The sequence below is a fragment of the Mesorhizobium sp. M0136 genome (assembly GCF_040322515.1).
Taxonomy (GTDB): Bacteria; Pseudomonadota; Alphaproteobacteria; order Rhizobiales; family Rhizobiaceae; genus Mesorhizobium.
The window spans coordinates 1-17677 of the sequence record NZ_JAMYTP010000031.1; the positions used below are offsets into that span (position 1 = coordinate 1).

Consider the following 17677-nt stretch of genomic DNA (forward strand, 5'->3'; position numbering starts at 1 on the left):
GGGGGCGGAGCTCACAAAGACGAGCGAAATCCCTGCGATCCCGCCCCATCCAAACATCCCCGGTTACTGCGCAACAGGCCCCTTGTGGGAGAAGGTGGCCGAGCGAAGCTCGGTCGGATGAGGGGTGTTGGACGGATCGCTACGCCGAAATTCTAAACACCAAAAATCATTCGATATTTTTAACGTCTCATTCCTTCCAGCACCCCTCATCCGTCTCGGCGCTGCGCGCCGATCCACTTTGTCCCACAAGGGGAGAAGGGGGCGTGTCACTACCCCTGCGACGGCGTGAACCTTGCCACGAGAGTGTGGTTCTCTGCCGCATAGGTGAACCGGACATGGGTGACGGGGTGCTCGGCGCTCCATGTCCGCCGCTCGATCACCAGGCACGGCGCGCCGGTCTCGATGTCGAGCGCCGCCGCGATGTGCTTTTCGGCGGCAACCGCGCGAATGCGATGCTCGGCGGCACTCCACGGCACGCGCCCGATCAGCCACGGACCGGGCGCGGTCTCGAAAAACGCCTCTTCGGCGGCTTCCGGCACGGCAGCCAGGTTGATCAGCCGCTGCTCGTGGGCAAACGGCCGCTTGCCTGCGAAATGCAGGCATTCCAGCGCCAGCACCGGCCCGGCGACGTCGAGTTCCAACAGGGCGCGGTCGTCGGCGCTGCTGCGCCTTCTGCTTCGCGCCATGCGCTCATAGCGGTAGGGTAGGCCAAGTGCCTCGACCTCGATCCGGATGTCGTGGATTTCGAGAACGGCCGCCTGCGATTGCGGCCGGCGGACAAAGCTGCCCGAACGACGCCGGCGCTCGATCAGCCCGGCCTTGGCCAGTTGCGACAGCGCCTTGTTCACTGTCATGCGCGAACAATTGTATTCGGCCGTCAGTTCATGCTCGAACGGAATGCGGTGGCCGGGCGCCCAGGCACCCGACAGGATCCGTTCGCTGATGTCCGACAGGATGCGCTGGTGCAGCGAAAGAACCTCGCCGCCGTCCGCGCTTCCAGAATCCGCGCTTGTTGTCGCGATCATGCTCATGCCGAAAGCGCCGTCATCACCTTGCGGAACCGCTCGGCGATAGCATCGCGCCTGGCATGCATACCGCCGCTGACCAGTTTCCTGCCATGCACCCAGACGCAATCGATCTTGGTGCCGTTGGCAAAAATCCAGGCGTCAAGGATTGCATCGCCCGTCTTGCCGGCCAGCGATGGATGCTTGCCGTCGAGCGAGACGAAATCGGCCGGGGCACCTGCTGCGATCTGCGAGGGGCCGGCGCCCAGCGCGGCACTGCCACCATCGAGCGCTGCGTCGAACAAAGCACGGCCGGTCGAGCCGCAGGCGACGGCCAGCACGTTGCGGGCGCGGTGGGCGAGGCGCTGCGAATATTCGAGCTGCCGCAACTCGTCAGGCAGGCCGATCAGGACGTTTGAATCCGAGCCGATGCCAAAGCGGCCGCCATGCTGCATGAACAAGGACGCGGCAAAGGTGCCGTCGCCGAGATTGGCCTCGGTGATCGGACAAAGGCCGGCAACGGCGCCGCTTTTCGCCATTTGCACCGTCTCTGTGTCGGTCATGTGGGTGGCGTGGATGAGACACCAGCGCCGGTCGACCTTGGCATTGGCAAGCAGCCACTCGACCGGCCGCGCCCCGGACCAGGCAAGGCAGTCCTCGACCTCCTTCATCTGCTCGGCGACGTGGATGTGGATGGGCCCCTCCGGCGCCATCACCGTGATGTTTTCCAGTTCCTCCGGTGTCACGGCACGCAGGCTGTGCGGGGCGACGCCGACAACGCCTTGATTCAAGCTGCGAACGGATTCGCGGCATTTCTCAACAAGCCGCGAGAACTGGTTCACATTGTTGATGAACCGCCGCTGGCCTTCATTTGGCGCAGCGCCGCCGAAAGAGGAATGCGCGTAGAACACCGGCAACAGCGTCAGCCCGATGCCCGTCTCGGACGCTGCGGCAATGATGCGCTCCGCCATCTCGGCGATGTTGGCATAGGGCCGGCCGTCGCGGTCGTGGTGTAAATAGTGAAACTCGCCGACACGCGAGAACCCGGCCTCCAGCATCTCGACATAGAGCTGGGCCGCGACCGCCTCGACCTGGTCCGGCGTCATCGACAGCGCGAAACGGTACATCACCTCGCGCCAGCTCCAGAAACTGTCGGCGGAAGGCCCGCGCAATTCGGCAAGGCCGGCCATGCCGCGCTGGAAGGCGTGGCTGTGCAGGTTCGGCATGCCGGACAAAAGGATGGCATGGCGCTCGTCGCCAGGCAGGAGCGAGGTATTCGCCTCGACCGCGGCGATCCTGCCGTCGGAGATGACGATCCGCACATTGCTGTGCCAGCCGTCGGGCAGAAGTGCCTGTTCCGCAAAGATTGCCGTCACGTTTTTCTCCAAATCCCGGTCTGCCATGCGATGATAGTGCTTGCAGTGCCTTTTGATATGTATATACATAATCGTCACCGATTGAAACGGAAAAGATGATGGCTGCAGAGAGCAAAAGCCGGGCAGGGGAGGTTCGCCTGTGGCGCAATGCGCGCCTCGCGACCATGGTGGATAGCAGCACCGGGTCAGGCGTCGTCGAGCACGGTGCAATCGCCGCGCGCGATGGCCGGATCGTTTATGCCGGGTCGGAAGCCGACATGCCGGCAGCGCTCCGCGAAAGCGCCGAGGCGATAGACTGCGAAGGCCGCTGGATCACGCCCGGCCTGATCGACTGCCACACTCATCTGGTCCACGCCGGCAACCGTGCCAATGAATTCGAGATGCGGCTGGCCGGCGCCACCTATGAAGAGGTTGCCAAGGCCGGCGGCGGCATCGTTTCCTCGGTCAAGGCACTGCGCGCGGCCAGCGAGGACGAGCTGGTCGCCCAGTCGCTGCCGCGCCTCGATGCGCTGATCGCCGAAGGCGTCACCACAGTCGAGATCAAATCTGGCTACGGTCTCGACCTCGAAAACGAGAAGAAGTCGTTGCGCGCCGCGCGACGGCTGGGCGGTGAGCGGCCGGTGACCGTCAGGACCACTTTCCTCGGCGCCCATGCGCTGCCGCCCGAAGCAAAAGGTGACAAGGATGCCTTTATCGATCTTGTCGCGAACGAGATTTTGCCGGCCATCGCTGCCGAGGGCCTTGCCGATGCCGTCGACGGCTTTTGCGAAGGCATTGCATTTTGGCCGGAGCAGATCGCCCGCGTGTTCGATGCCGCGAAGGCGGCGGGCCTGCCGGTCAAGCTCCATGCGGACCAGCTGTCCAATCTGCACGGCGCGGAACTTGCGGCGCGCTATGGTGCGCTGTCGGCCGACCACCTCGAATATACCGACGAGGCCGGTGCGGCGGCGATGGCGAAAGCAGGAACCGTGGCGACCATCCTGCCCGGCGCCTACTACTTCATCCGCGAGACCAAGAAGCCGCCAATCGCTCTGTTTCGCCAGCATGGCGTCAGGATGGCCGTTGCCACCGATAACAATCCCGGCACGTCGCCGCTGACCTCGCTGCTGCTGACCATGAACATGGCGGCGACGTTGTTTGGCCTGACGGTCGATGAATGCCTTGCCGGTGTCACGCGCGAGGCTGCCCGCGCGCTCGGGCTGCTTGGACAGACCGGTACGCTGGAAGCCGGAAAATCCGCCGATCTGGCTATCTGGGACGTCGAACGCCCGGCCGAAATCGTCTACCGCATGGGCTTCAACCCGCTGCATGCCCGCATCTGGAGGGGACAATGACCGAACTCAAGCTACGGCCAGGCAATGCCACGCTGGCCGATTGGCGCGCCATCTATCGCGGCGCCGCACTGAGGCTCGACGATGCCTGCCGGCCGAAGGTCAAGGCCAGCGCCGAGGCTGTCGCCAGGATCGTTGCCAAAGGCGAGCCGGTCTATGGCATCAACACCGGCTTCGGCAAGCTGGCCAGTGTTCGCATCCCCGCCGCCGACCTGGAAACGCTGCAGCGAAACATCGTATTGTCGCATGCCGCCGGCGTCGGCGAGCCGATGCCCGTCGCAATTTGCCGGCTGATGATGGCGCTGAAGCTGGCCAGCCTGGCACAGGGCGCCTCCGGCGTGCGGCCGCGGACCATCGAACTGCTCGAGGCGATGCTGGCCAACGACGTGATCCCCGTGGTGCCGGCGCAAGGCTCGGTTGGCGCTTCCGGCGACCTTGCGCCGCTGTCGCACATGACCGGGGTGATGATCGGTGTCGGCGAGTGCTTTACCCCGCATGGCCGCTTTCCCGCCAAGGTCGCCTTCGTTTCGCACGGCCTGGAGCCGGTGATACTGGGCGCCAAGGAAGGCCTGGCGCTGCTCAACGGCACCCAGTTCTCGACCGCGTATGCGCTTGCCGCTTTGTTCGAAGCGGAGGTGCTCTACCAGTCGGCACTGGTCGCCGGCGCGCTGTCGACCGATGCCGCCAAAGGCTCCGACGCTCCGTTCGATCCACGCATCCATCTGCTCCGGAAACATCGCGGCCAGATCGAGACGGCCGAGGCGTTGCGCAATTTGATGGCCGGCAGCGCCATCCGTGAATCGCACCGCGTCGGCGACGAGCGCGTGCAGGATCCGTATTGCCTGCGCTGCCAGCCGCAGGTGATGGGCGCTGCACTCGACGTGCTCCGCAAGGCTGCGGACACGCTCGCCACCGAGGCCAACGGCGTCACCGACAATCCGCTGATCTTTGCCGAGGACGACTCCGCACTTTCGGGTGGCAATTTCCACGCCGAGCCGGTGGCCTTCGCCGCCGACATGATCGCGCTCGCCGTCTGCGAAATCGGCTCGCTGTCGGAGCGGCGCATCGCCATGCTGGTCGACCCGGCGCTGTCGGGCATGCCGGCCTTTCTCACGCCCAAGCCGGGTTTGAATTCCGGTTTCATGATCCCTCAGGTCACGGCCGCGGCACTGGTTTCTGAAAACAAGCAAAAAGCCTATCCGGCCAGCGTCGATTCGATCCCGACCTCGGCCAACCAGGAAGACCATGTCTCGATGGCGGCGCATGGGGCGCGCCGGCTCATCGGCATGGTCGAGAATGCGACGGCCGTCATCGGCATCGAATTGCTAGCCGCCGCACAGGGCTGCGATTTCCATGCGCCTCTGGCATCAAGCGCGGCACTGGAGGCGGTGCGCCGGCTGGTCAGGGCAGAGGTGCCGCATCTCGACAATGACCGGCACTTCCACCCGGACATGGAGAAGGCCATCGCCATGGTACGCAGCGGCGCGCCGGTGGAGGCCGCGGGGGCAGTGAAACTGCCGGGCGTGACGTCGTGAAGCCGTCGTCGCTGCGTTACGCCGGCATGGGTCGTGTTCCGTCGCGCCCCCATCTGTCCTGCCGGACATCTCCCCCTCCAGGGGGGAGATTGGCAGCTTCGGGGACGGCGCCCTTTCTGCGTCCTACGAGATTGGCGAAAGTAGAAGAGATGATAGCCAATCTCCCCCCAAGAGGGGGAGATGTCCGGCAGGACAGAGGGGGGCGCTGTCCCGCCGACCTCAGCCCGGCAACACCGAAACTTTCAAGGTCAGAAACAAAAAACCCGCCTCGAGGGCGGGTCGTCGGGCCGAATCAGCACCATACCGAAATTATTAGCATAGCTGCCGGCACAAAGCAAGAACAAAATACGACACGGCCGGCAAAAAGCGAGGTCGGTGTTCACGGACAATTGCAAAGTTGCGTTCTGTCGCGTGGAGACTTCCGATGACCTCACCCTCCTGGCTCACCGTCACACAAGGCACGGCACCCTTGCTGGTTTCGATCCCGCATACCGGCATCGATCTCGCCGGCCTCGACAGCCGGCTAATCTCGCCCTGGCTCGGCCGCCGTGACGCCGACTGGTGGATCGACAAGCTTTATGACTTCGCAGAAGACCTCGGCGCGACCGTTGTGCATACGGCGATTTCGCGCACCGTCATCGACGTCAACCGCGATCCGTCCGGCGCCTCGCTCTATCCCGGCCAGACGACGACTGGGCTCTGTCCGACCGAGACCTTTGACGGCGATCCACTCTACCGCAAAGGTGAAGAGCCGGGACCGTCGGAGATCGACGGACGCCGCGAAAAATTCTTCCTGCCCTATCATGCCGCGCTGCAGGCCGAGGTCGACAGGCTGCGCGCTTTGCATGGGAAGATCGTCGTCTATGACTGCCATTCGATCCGTTCGGTGCTGCCACGCCTATTCGAAGGCAAATTGCCGGTCTTCAATCTCGGCACCAACGACGGCAAGAGCGCCGATCCGACGCTGCAGGAGGAAGTAAGGCAGATTCTGGGCGAAACCGGCGAGAGCTTCGTCGTCAACGGCCGCTTCAAGGGCGGCTGGATCACGCGCCATTTCGGCCAGCCGCAAAACGACGTCCACGCGCTGCAGATGGAGCTGTCCAACCGCGGCTATCTGCGCGAGCCCGAAGGCAAGGGCATGCCCGGCAATTGGCCGGTGCCTTATGATGCCGAATTCGCGGCGCCGATCCGCGTCACGCTGAGAAAGATCCTGGAAACCGCGATCGCCTGGGCCGAGCGCTGACGCGCGGCGCGCTTCATTCGAAAGGGACAATCATGACCGATCCTCGCCACAACATCCGTGAAGTGCGCAGCCCGCGCGGCAGCGAGCTCAACGCCCGCACCTGGCTGACGGAAGCGCCGTTGCGCATGCTGATGAACAATCTCGATCCCGATGTTGCCGAGAACCCCAATGAACTGGTCGTTTATGGCGGCATCGGCCGGGCGGCGCGCACCTGGAACGATTTCGACCGCATCGTTGCCTCGCTGAAGACACTCGGCGACGACGAGACGCTTTTGGTGCAATCCGGCAAGCCGGTCGGGGTGTTTCGCACCCATCCCGATGCACCGCGCGTGCTGATCGCCAATTCCAACCTGGTGCCGCACTGGGCGACATGGGAGAAATTCAACGAGCTCGATAGAAAGGGCCTGATGATGTACGGCCAGATGACGGCCGGCTCGTGGATCTACATCGGCACGCAAGGCATCGTGCAGGGCACCTATGAGACCTTCGTCGAGGCCGGCCGCCAGCACTATGGCGGCAATCTCAGGGGCAAGTGGATACTGACCGGCGGCCTTGGCGGCATGGGCGGTGCCCAGCCGCTCGCGGCGGTCATGGCCGGCGCCTGCTGCCTGGCCGTCGAATGCGATCCCGACCGCATCGATTTCCGGCTGCGCACCCGCTACGTCGACGAACGCGCCGACACGCTCGACGAGGCTCTGGAAAAGATCGAGCGCTGGACCAAAGCCGGTGAGGCGAAATCGGTCGGCCTCGTCGGCAACACCGCCGACATCCTGCCGGAACTGGTGCGGCGCGGCGTGCGCCCCGACATCGTCACCGACCAGACCTCGGCGCATGACCCGCTCAACGGCTATCTGCCCAAGGGCTGGTCGCTGGCCGAGTGGCGCGAGAAGCGCAGCAGCGACCCGAAGGCCGTCGAAAGAGCTGCCCGCGCGTCGATGCGCGAGCACGTCGAGGCGATGGTGGCGTTCTGGAACGCCGGCGTGCCGACGCTCGATTACGGCAACAATATCCGCCAGGTGGCGAAGGAGGAGGGCTTCGAGAATGCTTTTGCCTTCCCAGGTTTCGTGCCGGCTTATATCCGTCCGCTGTTTTGCCGCGGCATCGGCCCGTTCCGCTGGGCAGCGCTTTCCGGAGACCCCGAGGATATCTACAAGACCGACGCCAAAGTGCGCGAACTCACGCCCGGCAACACCCATCTGCACAATTGGCTCGACATGGCGCGCGAGCGCATCGCCTTCCAGGGCCTGCCGGCGCGCATTTGCTGGGTTGGGCTTGGCGATCGCCATCGGCTCGGCCTCGCCTTCAACGAGATGGTCGCCAGGGGCGAACTGAAGGCACCGGTGGTCATCGGCCGCGATCACCTCGATTCCGGCTCGGTCGCCTCGCCGAACCGCGAGACGGAGGCGATGAAGGACGGCTCGGATGCCGTCTCCGACTGGCCGTTGCTCAATGCCTTGCTCAACACGGCGTCCGGCGCCACATGGGTGTCGCTGCACCATGGCGGCGGCGTCGGCATGGGCTTTTCCCAGCATGCCGGCATGGTCATCGTCGCTGACGGCACGCCCGAGGCGGCGAAGCGCCTGGAGCGGGTTCTGTGGAACGACCCGGCGACCGGCGTCATGCGCCACGCCGATGCCGGCTATGACATCGCGATCGAGTGCGCCAGGGAGAACCAGCTCAACCTGCCCGGCATTTTGGGCTGAGCCGCGCCTTGCGCATCCTTCGGGCAGCCGAATACCGGTCGATGCCGTGGAAGAACGGCGGCGGGGTGACGACGGAGATTGTCGTGTCGCCGCCAGGTGCCGGGCTCGACGATTTCGACTGGCGTGTCTCGATGGCGCGCGTCGAGGGCAGCGGCCCGTTCTCCGGCTTCGCCGGCGTCGACCGGACCTTGGCCTTGCTGGAAGGCGAGGGCATGGTCCTCGATATCGCCGGCCGGCCGCCGGTCGAAATCACCAAGGCTTCCGACCCGCTTGCCTTTCCGGCCGACGTGCCGACGCAAGCTACGCTGATCGCCGGCCCGATCATCGACCTCAACGTCATGACCCGCCGCGCCCGGGCGACCCACACGGTAAGGCGCCTGCTGATTTCGGCTCCGACGGAGATCCAGGCCGAGGCCGATGAAACACTTATTCTGTGCGTCGACGGCGAACTCAGCGTGGCCGGCGCGGCGCCCATGCAATTGGGGCCGCTCGATGCGCTGTTGCTCGGGGCGCAAGCGCCGGAACTGCGCCTGGATGCGGTCCGGCCGGCGATGCTGTTCGTGATCCGCATCGACCGCACTGCCGGCAACGATTAACGTCTGTTTCCAAACATGATCGTGACGCCGGCCAAATATCGCGTAAGCTGGTCGCTGCATCACGAAAAAGCCTGAATCTTCCGCCGATCAGAAGCCGAAACGATGCTCATAGTGCTCGCCTGGAAGTTGTCGAGAGACGGCATCTTGTCGTGGTGCGGAAACAAACTTTCGGCCAAGTGTTGCGATGCAACCAATTGCATTTGGACCGGTTTTAGGGACATTGCCGTGGCGGTGACGCCGCACTGCGTCCCCAACACGGAACCTTAGATGAATATCCAGACCAATCTCGCACAGATCGAAAAGACGAGCGCCAGCTTCCCGGCTGTCACCGACGAGCCGATACGCTCCCATTTCCTGCCGGAAGATCGGCTGCGCGCTTTGGGCGCAGCCCTTGCCAATGGCGATGCCAAGGACTTGTTCGGTCTGACGCCTTTCGATTTTCAGGCGCGCATTCGTGACAGCGCCAGGAAGATTCTCGATGTCTACCGTTCCACCAATGCTGCCCAGGCGAGGGGCGAAACGATCACGCCCGCGGCGCAGTGGCTGCTCGACAACAACTATCTGGTCGAGGAGACCATTTTTCAGGTCAAGCGCGACCTGCCGCGCCGCTTCTATCGCCAGTTGCCGACGCTGAAACTGTCGGATGGATCCAGCGTGCCGCGCGCACTGGCGGTCGCGTGGACCTATGTCGCGCATTCCGACAGTTCCGTCTCGTCGGCCATGTTCAAGGCGATCGTCGAAGGCTTCCAGTCCGTCGAGCCGCTGAAGATCGGCGAATTATGGGCGCTGCCGTCGCTGCTGCGCTTCGTCCTGATCGAGAACCTTCGCCGCATCGCGGTCCGCGTCAATCGCACGCGGGAACTGCGCCAGATCGCCAACGAGGTCGCCGACCGTGTGCTGGCGACGGACGACAGCGCCGACCGGCAGGCGATACTTTCCCACTACAGCGCCCATGCGCAGGACACCACCTTCGCCACCCAGTTGCTCTACCGGCTGCGTGACGGCTCGCAAAATGCCGGCAGGGCGCTGGAATGGCTGGAAGGCGAGCTGGAAAGGACCGGCTCCGACGCCGAGGAGATCATCCTCAGCGAGCACCACACGCTGTCCAGCGGCAACGTGACCACCGGCAACATCATCCGCGGCCTGCGCCTGATCAACGACGTCGACTGGACGGTGTGGTTCGAGGGCGTCAGCCGCATCGACACCTTGCTGCGCGAACGCACCGATTTCGCCGCGCTTGATTTCTTTTCGCGCGACCAATACCGGACTGCGATCGAGGAGCTGGCGCGCCGTTCCGATCTCTCCGAATTTCGCGTTGCCGAAAGGGCGATCGAGCTCGCCGGCCATGCTGCCGATGCACCGGGCTCCGAAAGCGGTCCGATCGCTCACACCGACGTCGGCTTCTTTCTGGTCGGCCCGCGCCGGCAGGAGCTCGAGCGATCGATCGGCTACCGGCCGACCATCGGCAAGACGCTGAACCGGACGTTCCGCAAGACCGGATGGCTGGGCATCGTCGTGCCGGTGTTTGCGCTGACGGTCCTGCTTCTGGTCGTTTCCGGCAATGCGCTTGCCAATCTCGGCCTGTCGGTGCCGTCGATCGTCCTGATGCTGGCCCTGTTCGCGGTGCCGGCCAGCGAAGGCGCGCTCGCATTCTTCAACACCGTCGTCTCGCTGTTTTTGAAACCGACGCGTCTCGTCGGCTATGATTTCAGGCACGGTGTGCCGCCCGAGGCGCGCACGCTGGTGGTGGTGCCGTCGCTGATCGGCTCGCGCGACGATGTCGAGGAGAACATCCGTAACATCGAGGTGCATCACCTCGCCAACACGGCGGGTGAGGTCTATTTCGCGCTGCTTTCCGACTGGCCGGACTCGAAGACCGAGATCGATACGGCGGATGTCGAAATCCTCGAATTCGCACGTGCCGAAATCGCCAGGCTGAACGCCCGCTATCCCTCGGAAGGCGCACCGCGCTTTTATCTGCTGCATCGGCGCCGGCTCTACAACGCATCGCAAGGCGTCTGGATGGGCTGGGAGCGCAAGCGCGGCAAGCTGCACGAATTGAACCTTCTGCTGCGCGGCGACAGCGACACCACCTTCCTGCCGTTGGAAGTGCCACTGCCGGAGAGCGTCGTCCACGTCATGACCCTGGACGCCGACACCCGCACCACCCGCGACGCCGTCGCTGCGCTGGCCGGCAAGCTTTGCCACCCGCTCAACCGTCCGCATTTCGACGTCGCACGGCGCGAGGTTACGGCAGGTTATTCCATCCTGCAGCCGCGCATCACCGCGTCGCTGACCAGTGGCGACGAGGCGTCGTTCTTTCAGCGTGTCTTTTCTGCCAATCGCGGGCTCGATCCGTACGTCTTTGCGGTGTCGGACCTCTACCAGGACATCTTCGGCGACGGTTCCTTCACCGGCAAGGGTCTCTACCATGTCGACGCCTTCGAGGCGGCGCTGAAGGGCCGCATCGAGGAAAATACAATCCTCAGCCATGATCTGCTCGAAGGCGCCCTGGCGCGCTCGGCCTTGGTCACCGACGTCGAACTGGTCGAGGACTATCCGACCCGCTATTCGGTCGATGCGTCGCGCCACCATCGCTGGGCACGCGGCGACTGGCAGCTTCTGGGCTTCATCCTCGGCCCGCGCTCAAATGTGCCGGCGCTGTCGCGCTGGAAGATGGTGGACAATCTGCGCCGCTCGGTGACGCCGATCTTCTGGGTGATGGCCGCGATCGCCGGCTGGACGCTGCTGCCCTTCACGCAGGCGGCGCAATGGCAGGCGCTGCTGATCCTCACGCTGTTCATGGCGCCCACTTTCGACATCGTCAACGCCATCCTGCCGAAGAGCGGCGATCAGACGCCACGCGGCCATTTCTCGGCGCTGGCACGCGATGTTGCCTTCGGTACCGCCCTGGTGGCGCTGAAGATTGTCCTGATGGCGCACCTAGCCTGGATGATGGGCGACGCTATCATCCGCACGCTCTACCGCCTGTTCGTCAGCCGCCAGAACCTGCTCGAATGGCGGACCGCCTCGCAGGCACACAAGGGCGGCGACAACGATCTCGGCTCCTACTACAGCATCATGTACGGCGCCGTGATCATCGGCGTCGTCGGCCTCGCCGTCCCGGTGCTGGCCGATTCCACCGGCGCCTTCGTCGCCTTCTTCTTTGCCTTGTTCTGGATCGGCTCGCCCGCCATCGCCTGCTGGATCAGCCGTTCGGCCGAAACCGAGGACCGCCTGCGCATATCGGCCGCCGACATCCACGCGCTGCGCACCGTGGCGCGGCGTACATGGCACTATTTCGAGACCTTCGTGACGGCCGAGCATCACCATCTGCCGCCGGATAATTTCCAGGAAAGCCCGGCCCCCGTGGTGGCGCCCCGCACCTCGCCGACCAATATCGGCGTCTACCTGCTGTCGGTGATTTCGGCACGCGATTTCGGCTGGATCAGCCTCTCCGACGCCGTCAACCGCATCGACGCGACCATGTCGACCATCGAGAGCATGCCGCGCGATCGCGGTCATCTCTTCAACTGGTACGACACCACGACGTTGAAGCCGCTCTATCCGCTTTACATTTCTGCAGTCGACAGCGGCAATCTCGCCGGCCATCTGGTGGCTGTGGCCGCAGCCTGCGCCGAATGGGCCGAAGCGCCGTCGGTGCATGTGCAGGGCGACTTCGAAGGCATCCTCGATACTGTCACCATCCTCGACGAAAGCCTTGAGGAACTGCCCGACGACCGGCGTCAATTGCGGCCCTTGCGCCAGCGGCTCGCCGACCGTCTCGACGGCATGCGGCGGGCGGTCGAATTGATCAAGGCGCAGCCGGAGATGGCGTCGATCCGTACCATCAACCTGGCCGTCCTGGCCGGCGAGATACGCAAGCTCGCGACAGCCATCCACACCGAGGCCGCGTCGACCCAGAGCGACACCATCGCCGATTGGGCGGCCAGGCTCGAAGCCACCTGCGAGGCGCATGTGCACGACGCGCACAGCGACGAAAACGCCGTCGCGGCATTGCGGGCCAAGCTTCTGACGTTGCGCGAGCGCACGCGCCGTTTCGCCTTCGAGATGGATTTCTCGTTCCTGATGCGGCCCGAACGCAAGCTCCTGTCGATCGGTTACCGGGTCGAGGAGCATCAGCTCGACGAAAGCTGCTACGATCTTTTGGCCTCCGAGGCGCGGCTGACCAGCCTGTTCGCCATCGCCAAGGGCGATTTGCCGACCGAGCACTGGTTCCGGCTCGGCCGGCCGATCGTCGAGATCGGCTTCCAGGGCGCACTGATGTCCTGGTCCGGCTCGATGTTCGAATATCTGATGCCGCCCCTGGTGATGAAGGAACCGCAAGGCAGCATTCTCAACCAGACCAGCAAGCTCATCATCAAGCGCCAGATCCAGTATGGCCGTTCGAAGAACGTTCCTTGGGGGATTTCGGAAGCGGCCTACAACGCCCGCGACCGTGAACTGACCTATCAGTACACCAATTTCGGCGTGCCCGGACTCGGCCTGAAGCGCGGCCTTGGCCAAAATACGGTAATCGCGCCTTACGCGACCGTGCTGGCAGCGCAGTTCACGCCGCATGAATCCGTGCAGAACCTGGCCAGGCTGAGGCGGTTGGGCGCGCTGGGCCGGCACGGCTTTTACGACGCGGTGGATTTCACGCCGCAACGCGTCCCCGAGGGCACCGACCACGCCGTCGTGCTCAACTACATGGCCCACCACTCCGGCATGTCGATTGCCGCAGTTGCCGATGCGATCTTCGAAGGGCGCCTGCGCGACCGCTTCCACAGCGATCCGGTGATCGAGTCGGCCGAATTGCTGCTGCAGGAAAGGGCGCCGCGCGACATCCCGACTGCGACCGTCAGAACCGAGGCCGACGAGCGCTCGAAGGACGAGACCGAGTTGGAAAGCCCGGACACCCGCATCGTGCTCGATCCGCTCAAGGCGCTGCGCTCGACCAGTGTCATGTCCAATGGCCGCTACTCGGTCATGGTCACCGCCACCGGCTCCGGCTACAGCCGCTGGGGCGACCTTGCCGTCACGCGCTGGCAGCCGGATCCGACCGAGGACCGCCTTGGTTCCTATATTTTCCTGCGCGACGCCAGCAACGGCGACTGGTGGTCGGCCACCGCCGAGCCGAAGCGCGCCGCCGGCGAGCGGGCGCAGACGCTGTTTTCTGACGACAAGGCGAGCTTCGTCAAATCGGTTGGATCGCTGCGTTCGGAAGTCGAGTGCATCGTCATCTCGGAAGGCAATGGTGAGGGCCGACGGGTGACGCTCCACAATGATGGCCCCGCCGACCGGCATATCGAAGTAACCTCGTTTGCCGAACTGGTGCTGGGCTCCGAGCCCTCCGATAATGCCCATCCGGCTTTTTCGAAGATGTTCGTGGAAACCGAGATCGCGCCGAACAACGGCGCGATCTTCGCCACCAGGCGCAAGCGCGAAAAGGATGAACCCGACGTCACCATGGTGCACTTCGTCACCGACCCGTCTGGATCGGCGCGCGACGCCGAGGCGGAAACCGACAGGCGCGCCTTCATCGGCCGTGGCCGCACTATCACCGAGGCGGCTGCCTTTGATCCGGGCGCCAAGCTTGGCGGCCATTCCGGCTTCACCCTGGATCCGATCGCCTCGCTTCGCCGGCAGGTGCGCGTGCCGGCCAACAAGAAGATTTCGCTGACCTTCTGGACCGTCGTCGGTACCCATCGCGCCGAATTGGATGCCGCCATCGCCCGGCTCGACCATCCCGAAAGCTTCGCCCGCCAGGCGATGCTCGCCTGGACGCGCTCGCAGGTGCAGACCCGGCACCTTGGCCTCAGTCTGTCGGACGCCGCCAATGTGCAGAAGCTGGCGCGCTATCTGATCTATCCCGACCCGTTCCTGCGCCTTCCCGGCGAATCCATCGTCTCCGGGCTCGGCAGGCAGTCCAGCCTGTGGCCGACCAGCATATCCGGCGATTTTCCGATTTTCCTGGTCAGGATCGCCGATGTCGCCGATCTGGAGATCGTCGCCCAGGCGCTTCGCTTCCAGGAATACATGCGCGCTCGCGGCATGATGATCGATTTTGTCGTCGTCAACGAGCAGGCGTCATCCTACGTGCAGGACCTGCAGCGCGCGGTGGAGACGCTATGCGAAAACAGCCGGTTGCGCGGCAAGGAACTCGGACCCCGCCAGCACATCTTCGCAGTGCGACGCGATCTGATGGAGGAAACGACCTACAGGACCTTGCTCGCCGTCGCTCGGGTGGTGCTGCATACGCGCAACGGCACCATCTTCGACCAGATCGAGCGCGCCGAGGCCGCGGCACTGCAGGCGCGGGACGCCGCCCTCCAGCCGGCAGACCTTGCAGCGCTTCGCGAGCCGTCCTTGCCGGTGCCGACGTCGCAAGCATCTGCCGCCCAGGCACTGATCGAGGGCCGCGTCGACGGCAGTGGGCTCGACCAATGGAACGGTTTCGGCGGCTTCGACGGCGACGGACGCCACTACGTCGTGCGTCTTGCCGGCCGGCGCACGACGCCGCAGCCGTGGATCAACGTCATCTCCAACCCATCGTTCGGGTTCCACATTTCGGCCGAAGGCGCTGCCTTCACCTGGAGCCGCAACAGCCGCGACTATCAGTTGACGCCATGGTCGAACGATCCGGTCACCAACCGGCCGGGCGAGGGCATCTATATCTACGATCATGCCAGTGGCAGGGCGTTCTCGCCAATGGCTGCCGTGGTGCGTGATTCGACAATGACCTACGAAACCTGGCACGGGCAGGGTTTTTCGACGTTCCGCTCACAACGCGGGCCGCTGTCGATGGACCTGACCCATGTCGTCGATCCCGTCGATCCGGTGAAGATATCGCGGCTGCGCATCCAGAATTCGGGTTCGGTGCCGATGCGGCTGCGCGTCTACGCCTATGCGGAATGGGTACTTGGCGGCCATCGCTCGCGCACCGCTGCAAGCATCGTTCCGTCGAGGGATGCCGCAACCGGCGCATTGCTGGCGCAAAATCCCTATGGACTCGATTTCGGCGAGCGAATCGCCTTTCTGGCCGCCGACGGTGCGGTGCATTCGGTCACCGCCGACCGCGGCGAGTTCATCGGCAGGCAAGGCACGAGCGAGTTTCCGCATGCGGTGCTGAGCGGCGCCGACCTGTCGGGCCGCGTAGAGGCCGGCGACGATCCCTGCGCGGCCATCGCACGCGACATCGACATCGCTGCCGGTGGCGACGTCACGCTGCTCTGGCTGCTCGGCGACGCGGCCTCGCCCGACGAGGCCAGCGCGCTGGTGCAGACCCATCGCTCCAGGGATTTCGATCAGCGGCTGGCCGACAACGAGCGCACATGGCGCGGTTTTCTGGACACCATCCAGGTCGAGACGCCGGACAAGGCCCTCGACGCCATGGTCAATCACTGGCTGCCCTATCAGAGCCTGGCCTGCCGCATCCGTGCCCGCTCTGCGTTCTATCAGGCGAGCGGTGCCTTCGGCTTCCGCGATCAGTTGCAGGACACGTTGGCTTTGCTGGCGCACGACCCCAAGCTGGCGCGCGATCAGATCCTCAACGCGGCGCGGCGGCAATTTCCCGAAGGCGACGTGCAGCATTGGTGGCTGCCGCGCACCGAGGCCGGCGTCCGCACCATGATCTCTGACGACGTGGTCTGGCTGGCGCACGCTACCGCGCGCTACCTGCTGGTGACCGGTGACACCGCGATCCTGAACGAGCAACTGCCCTTCATCGAAGGGCAGGCGCTGAGCGAAGGCGAGCACGATGCGTTCTTCATCCCGGAAATCTCGAAGAAGACAGCCTCGCTCTACGACCACTGCGCGCGGGCGCTCGATCTTGCTGTCAAGCGCAGCAGCCCGGCCGGGCTGCCGCTGATCCTCAGCGGCGACTGGAACGACGGCATGAACCGCGTCGGCGAGCACGGCAAGGGCGAGAGCGTATGGCTGGGCTGGTTCCTGCTGAAGACGCTGGGCGAATTTGCCGATGTCGCCAAGGCGGAGCGCGATGCAAAGCGCGTGCAAGCCTGGACGAAGCACGCCGAGGTGCTGAAGCGGGCGCTGGAAAGCACCGCCTGGGATGGCGAGTGGTATCGGCGCGGCAGCTTCGACGACGGCACGCCGCTCGGCTCGCGCAAGTCGGATGAGTGCAAGATCGACTCGATCGCCCAGTCCTGGAGCGTGCTTTCGGGCGAGGGCGACCCGGCGCGGTCGACCACGGCAATGGGGCAGGCGATGAAAGCGCTCGTCGACGACGAGCTCAAGATCGTCAAACTGTTCACCCCGCCCTTCTCGAAGACGGAAAAGGACCCGGGCTACATCAAAAGCTATCCACCGGGGGTCCGTGAAAACGGCGGCCAATACACGCACGCCGCGACATGGTTCGTTATTGCGCTCGCCGAGATGGGTCGCACCGACGATGCGTACCGTTGCCTTTCGATGCTAAATCCGGTCAACCATGCGCTCGATGAAGCCGCGGCAGAGCGCTACCGCGTGGAACCCTACGTCGTCGCGGCCGACGTTTATTCCGGGCAAGACAAGGGCGGCCGAGGCGGCTGGACCTGGTATACCGGGTCGGCGGGCTGGCTTTATCGCGCTGCGGTCGAGAGCATTCTCGGCATAGAGCGCCGCGGACAGCGCCTCCAGTTCACGCCGCGACTTCCCAGCCATTGGGACGGCTATTCGGCAACCCTGAAGATGCTGGGCGCCGAGATCAAGGTACGCGTCGTCCGCGACAAAAAGGCCCGGGCCATCTCACTTGAAGTGAATGGCACGAAGACCAAATCTTCGTCCTTCGAGCCAAAAGCCGGAGACAATGCCGAGGTGGTCGTTAGAATACCGACCTAGATTCAAGGACTTGGAGCGTCGCTCAGGGTTGCCCAGGGCACGCGCGGGCGC

At 64.5% G+C, this 17677-nt stretch carries 8 protein-coding genes; 6 read left to right on the forward strand and 2 right to left on the reverse strand.

The window, feature by feature from the left end; genetic code table 11:
- Positions 1 to 269 precede the first annotated feature (269 nt).
- Both hutC and NKJ35_RS27180 read right to left on the reverse strand, forming a co-directional pair.
- Positions 270 to 1031, reverse strand: coding sequence for a histidine utilization transcriptional repressor HutC (gene hutC / locus NKJ35_RS27175; protein WP_254817494.1), 762 nt, complete (start codon positions 1029 to 1031; stop codon positions 270 to 272).
- Positions 1028 to 2380 carry a formimidoylglutamate deiminase gene (locus NKJ35_RS27180; RefSeq protein WP_352650521.1) on the reverse strand — a complete coding sequence of 451 codons (1353 nt, stop codon included), beginning with the start codon at positions 2378 to 2380 and terminating at the stop codon, positions 1028 to 1030. The genes hutC and NKJ35_RS27180 overlap by 4 nt, the downstream gene beginning before the upstream one ends.
- A 98-nt stretch (positions 2381 to 2478) precedes the next feature.
- Between NKJ35_RS27180 and hutI the strand changes: the two genes are divergently transcribed.
- The 6 genes from hutI (at position 2479) to NKJ35_RS27210 (ending at position 17626) form a co-directional block, all read left to right on the forward strand.
- Positions 2479 to 3714: an imidazolonepropionase gene (hutI, locus tag NKJ35_RS27185; RefSeq protein WP_352650523.1), complete on the forward strand. Its 1236-nt coding sequence runs from the start codon at positions 2479 to 2481 to the stop codon at positions 3712 to 3714.
- The gene (hutH, locus tag NKJ35_RS27190) at positions 3711 to 5246 is read left to right on the forward strand and encodes a histidine ammonia-lyase (protein ID WP_352650525.1); all 1536 of its coding nucleotides are present in this window, start codon (positions 3711 to 3713) and stop codon (positions 5244 to 5246) included. The genes hutI and hutH overlap by 4 nt, the downstream gene beginning before the upstream one ends.
- A 424-nt stretch (positions 5247 to 5670) precedes the next feature.
- On the forward strand, positions 5671 to 6489 hold the full coding sequence (hutG, locus tag NKJ35_RS27195) for an N-formylglutamate deformylase (protein ID WP_352650527.1): 819 nt from the start codon (positions 5671 to 5673) through the stop codon (positions 6487 to 6489).
- Between the two features lie 32 nt (positions 6490 to 6521).
- A complete protein-coding gene (hutU, locus tag NKJ35_RS27200; protein WP_352650529.1) occupies positions 6522 to 8192 on the forward strand; it encodes a urocanate hydratase in 1671 nt (556 codons plus the stop codon).
- An 8-nt stretch (positions 8193 to 8200) separates the two neighbouring features.
- The gene (locus NKJ35_RS27205) at positions 8201 to 8788 is read left to right on the forward strand and encodes a HutD/Ves family protein (RefSeq protein ID WP_352480596.1); all 588 of its coding nucleotides are present in this window, start codon (positions 8201 to 8203) and stop codon (positions 8786 to 8788) included.
- A 267-nt stretch (positions 8789 to 9055) separates the two neighbouring features.
- Entirely contained in the window at positions 9056 to 17626 is an 8571-nt protein-coding gene (locus NKJ35_RS27210) for a glycoside hydrolase family 94 protein (RefSeq protein ID WP_352650531.1), read from the forward strand.
- Positions 17627 to 17677 lie beyond the last annotated feature (51 nt).

What these genes read in the sequence shown, in the direction of transcription:
- hutC (WP_254817494.1), bottom strand. Translation starts at nt 1,031, where the DNA reads ATGAGCATGATCGCGACAACAAGCGCGGATTCTGGAAGCGCGGACGGC.
- hutG (WP_352650527.1), top strand. Translation starts at nt 5,671, where the DNA reads ATGACCTCACCCTCCTGGCTCACCGTCACACAAGGCACGGCACCCTTG.
- hutI (WP_352650523.1), top strand. Translation starts at nt 2,479, where the DNA reads ATGGCTGCAGAGAGCAAAAGCCGGGCAGGGGAGGTTCGCCTGTGGCGC.
- NKJ35_RS27210 (WP_352650531.1), top strand. Translation starts at nt 9,056, where the DNA reads ATGAATATCCAGACCAATCTCGCACAGATCGAAAAGACGAGCGCCAGC.
- hutU (WP_352650529.1), top strand. Translation starts at nt 6,522, where the DNA reads ATGACCGATCCTCGCCACAACATCCGTGAAGTGCGCAGCCCGCGCGGC.
- hutH (WP_352650525.1), top strand. Translation starts at nt 3,711, where the DNA reads ATGACCGAACTCAAGCTACGGCCAGGCAATGCCACGCTGGCCGATTGG.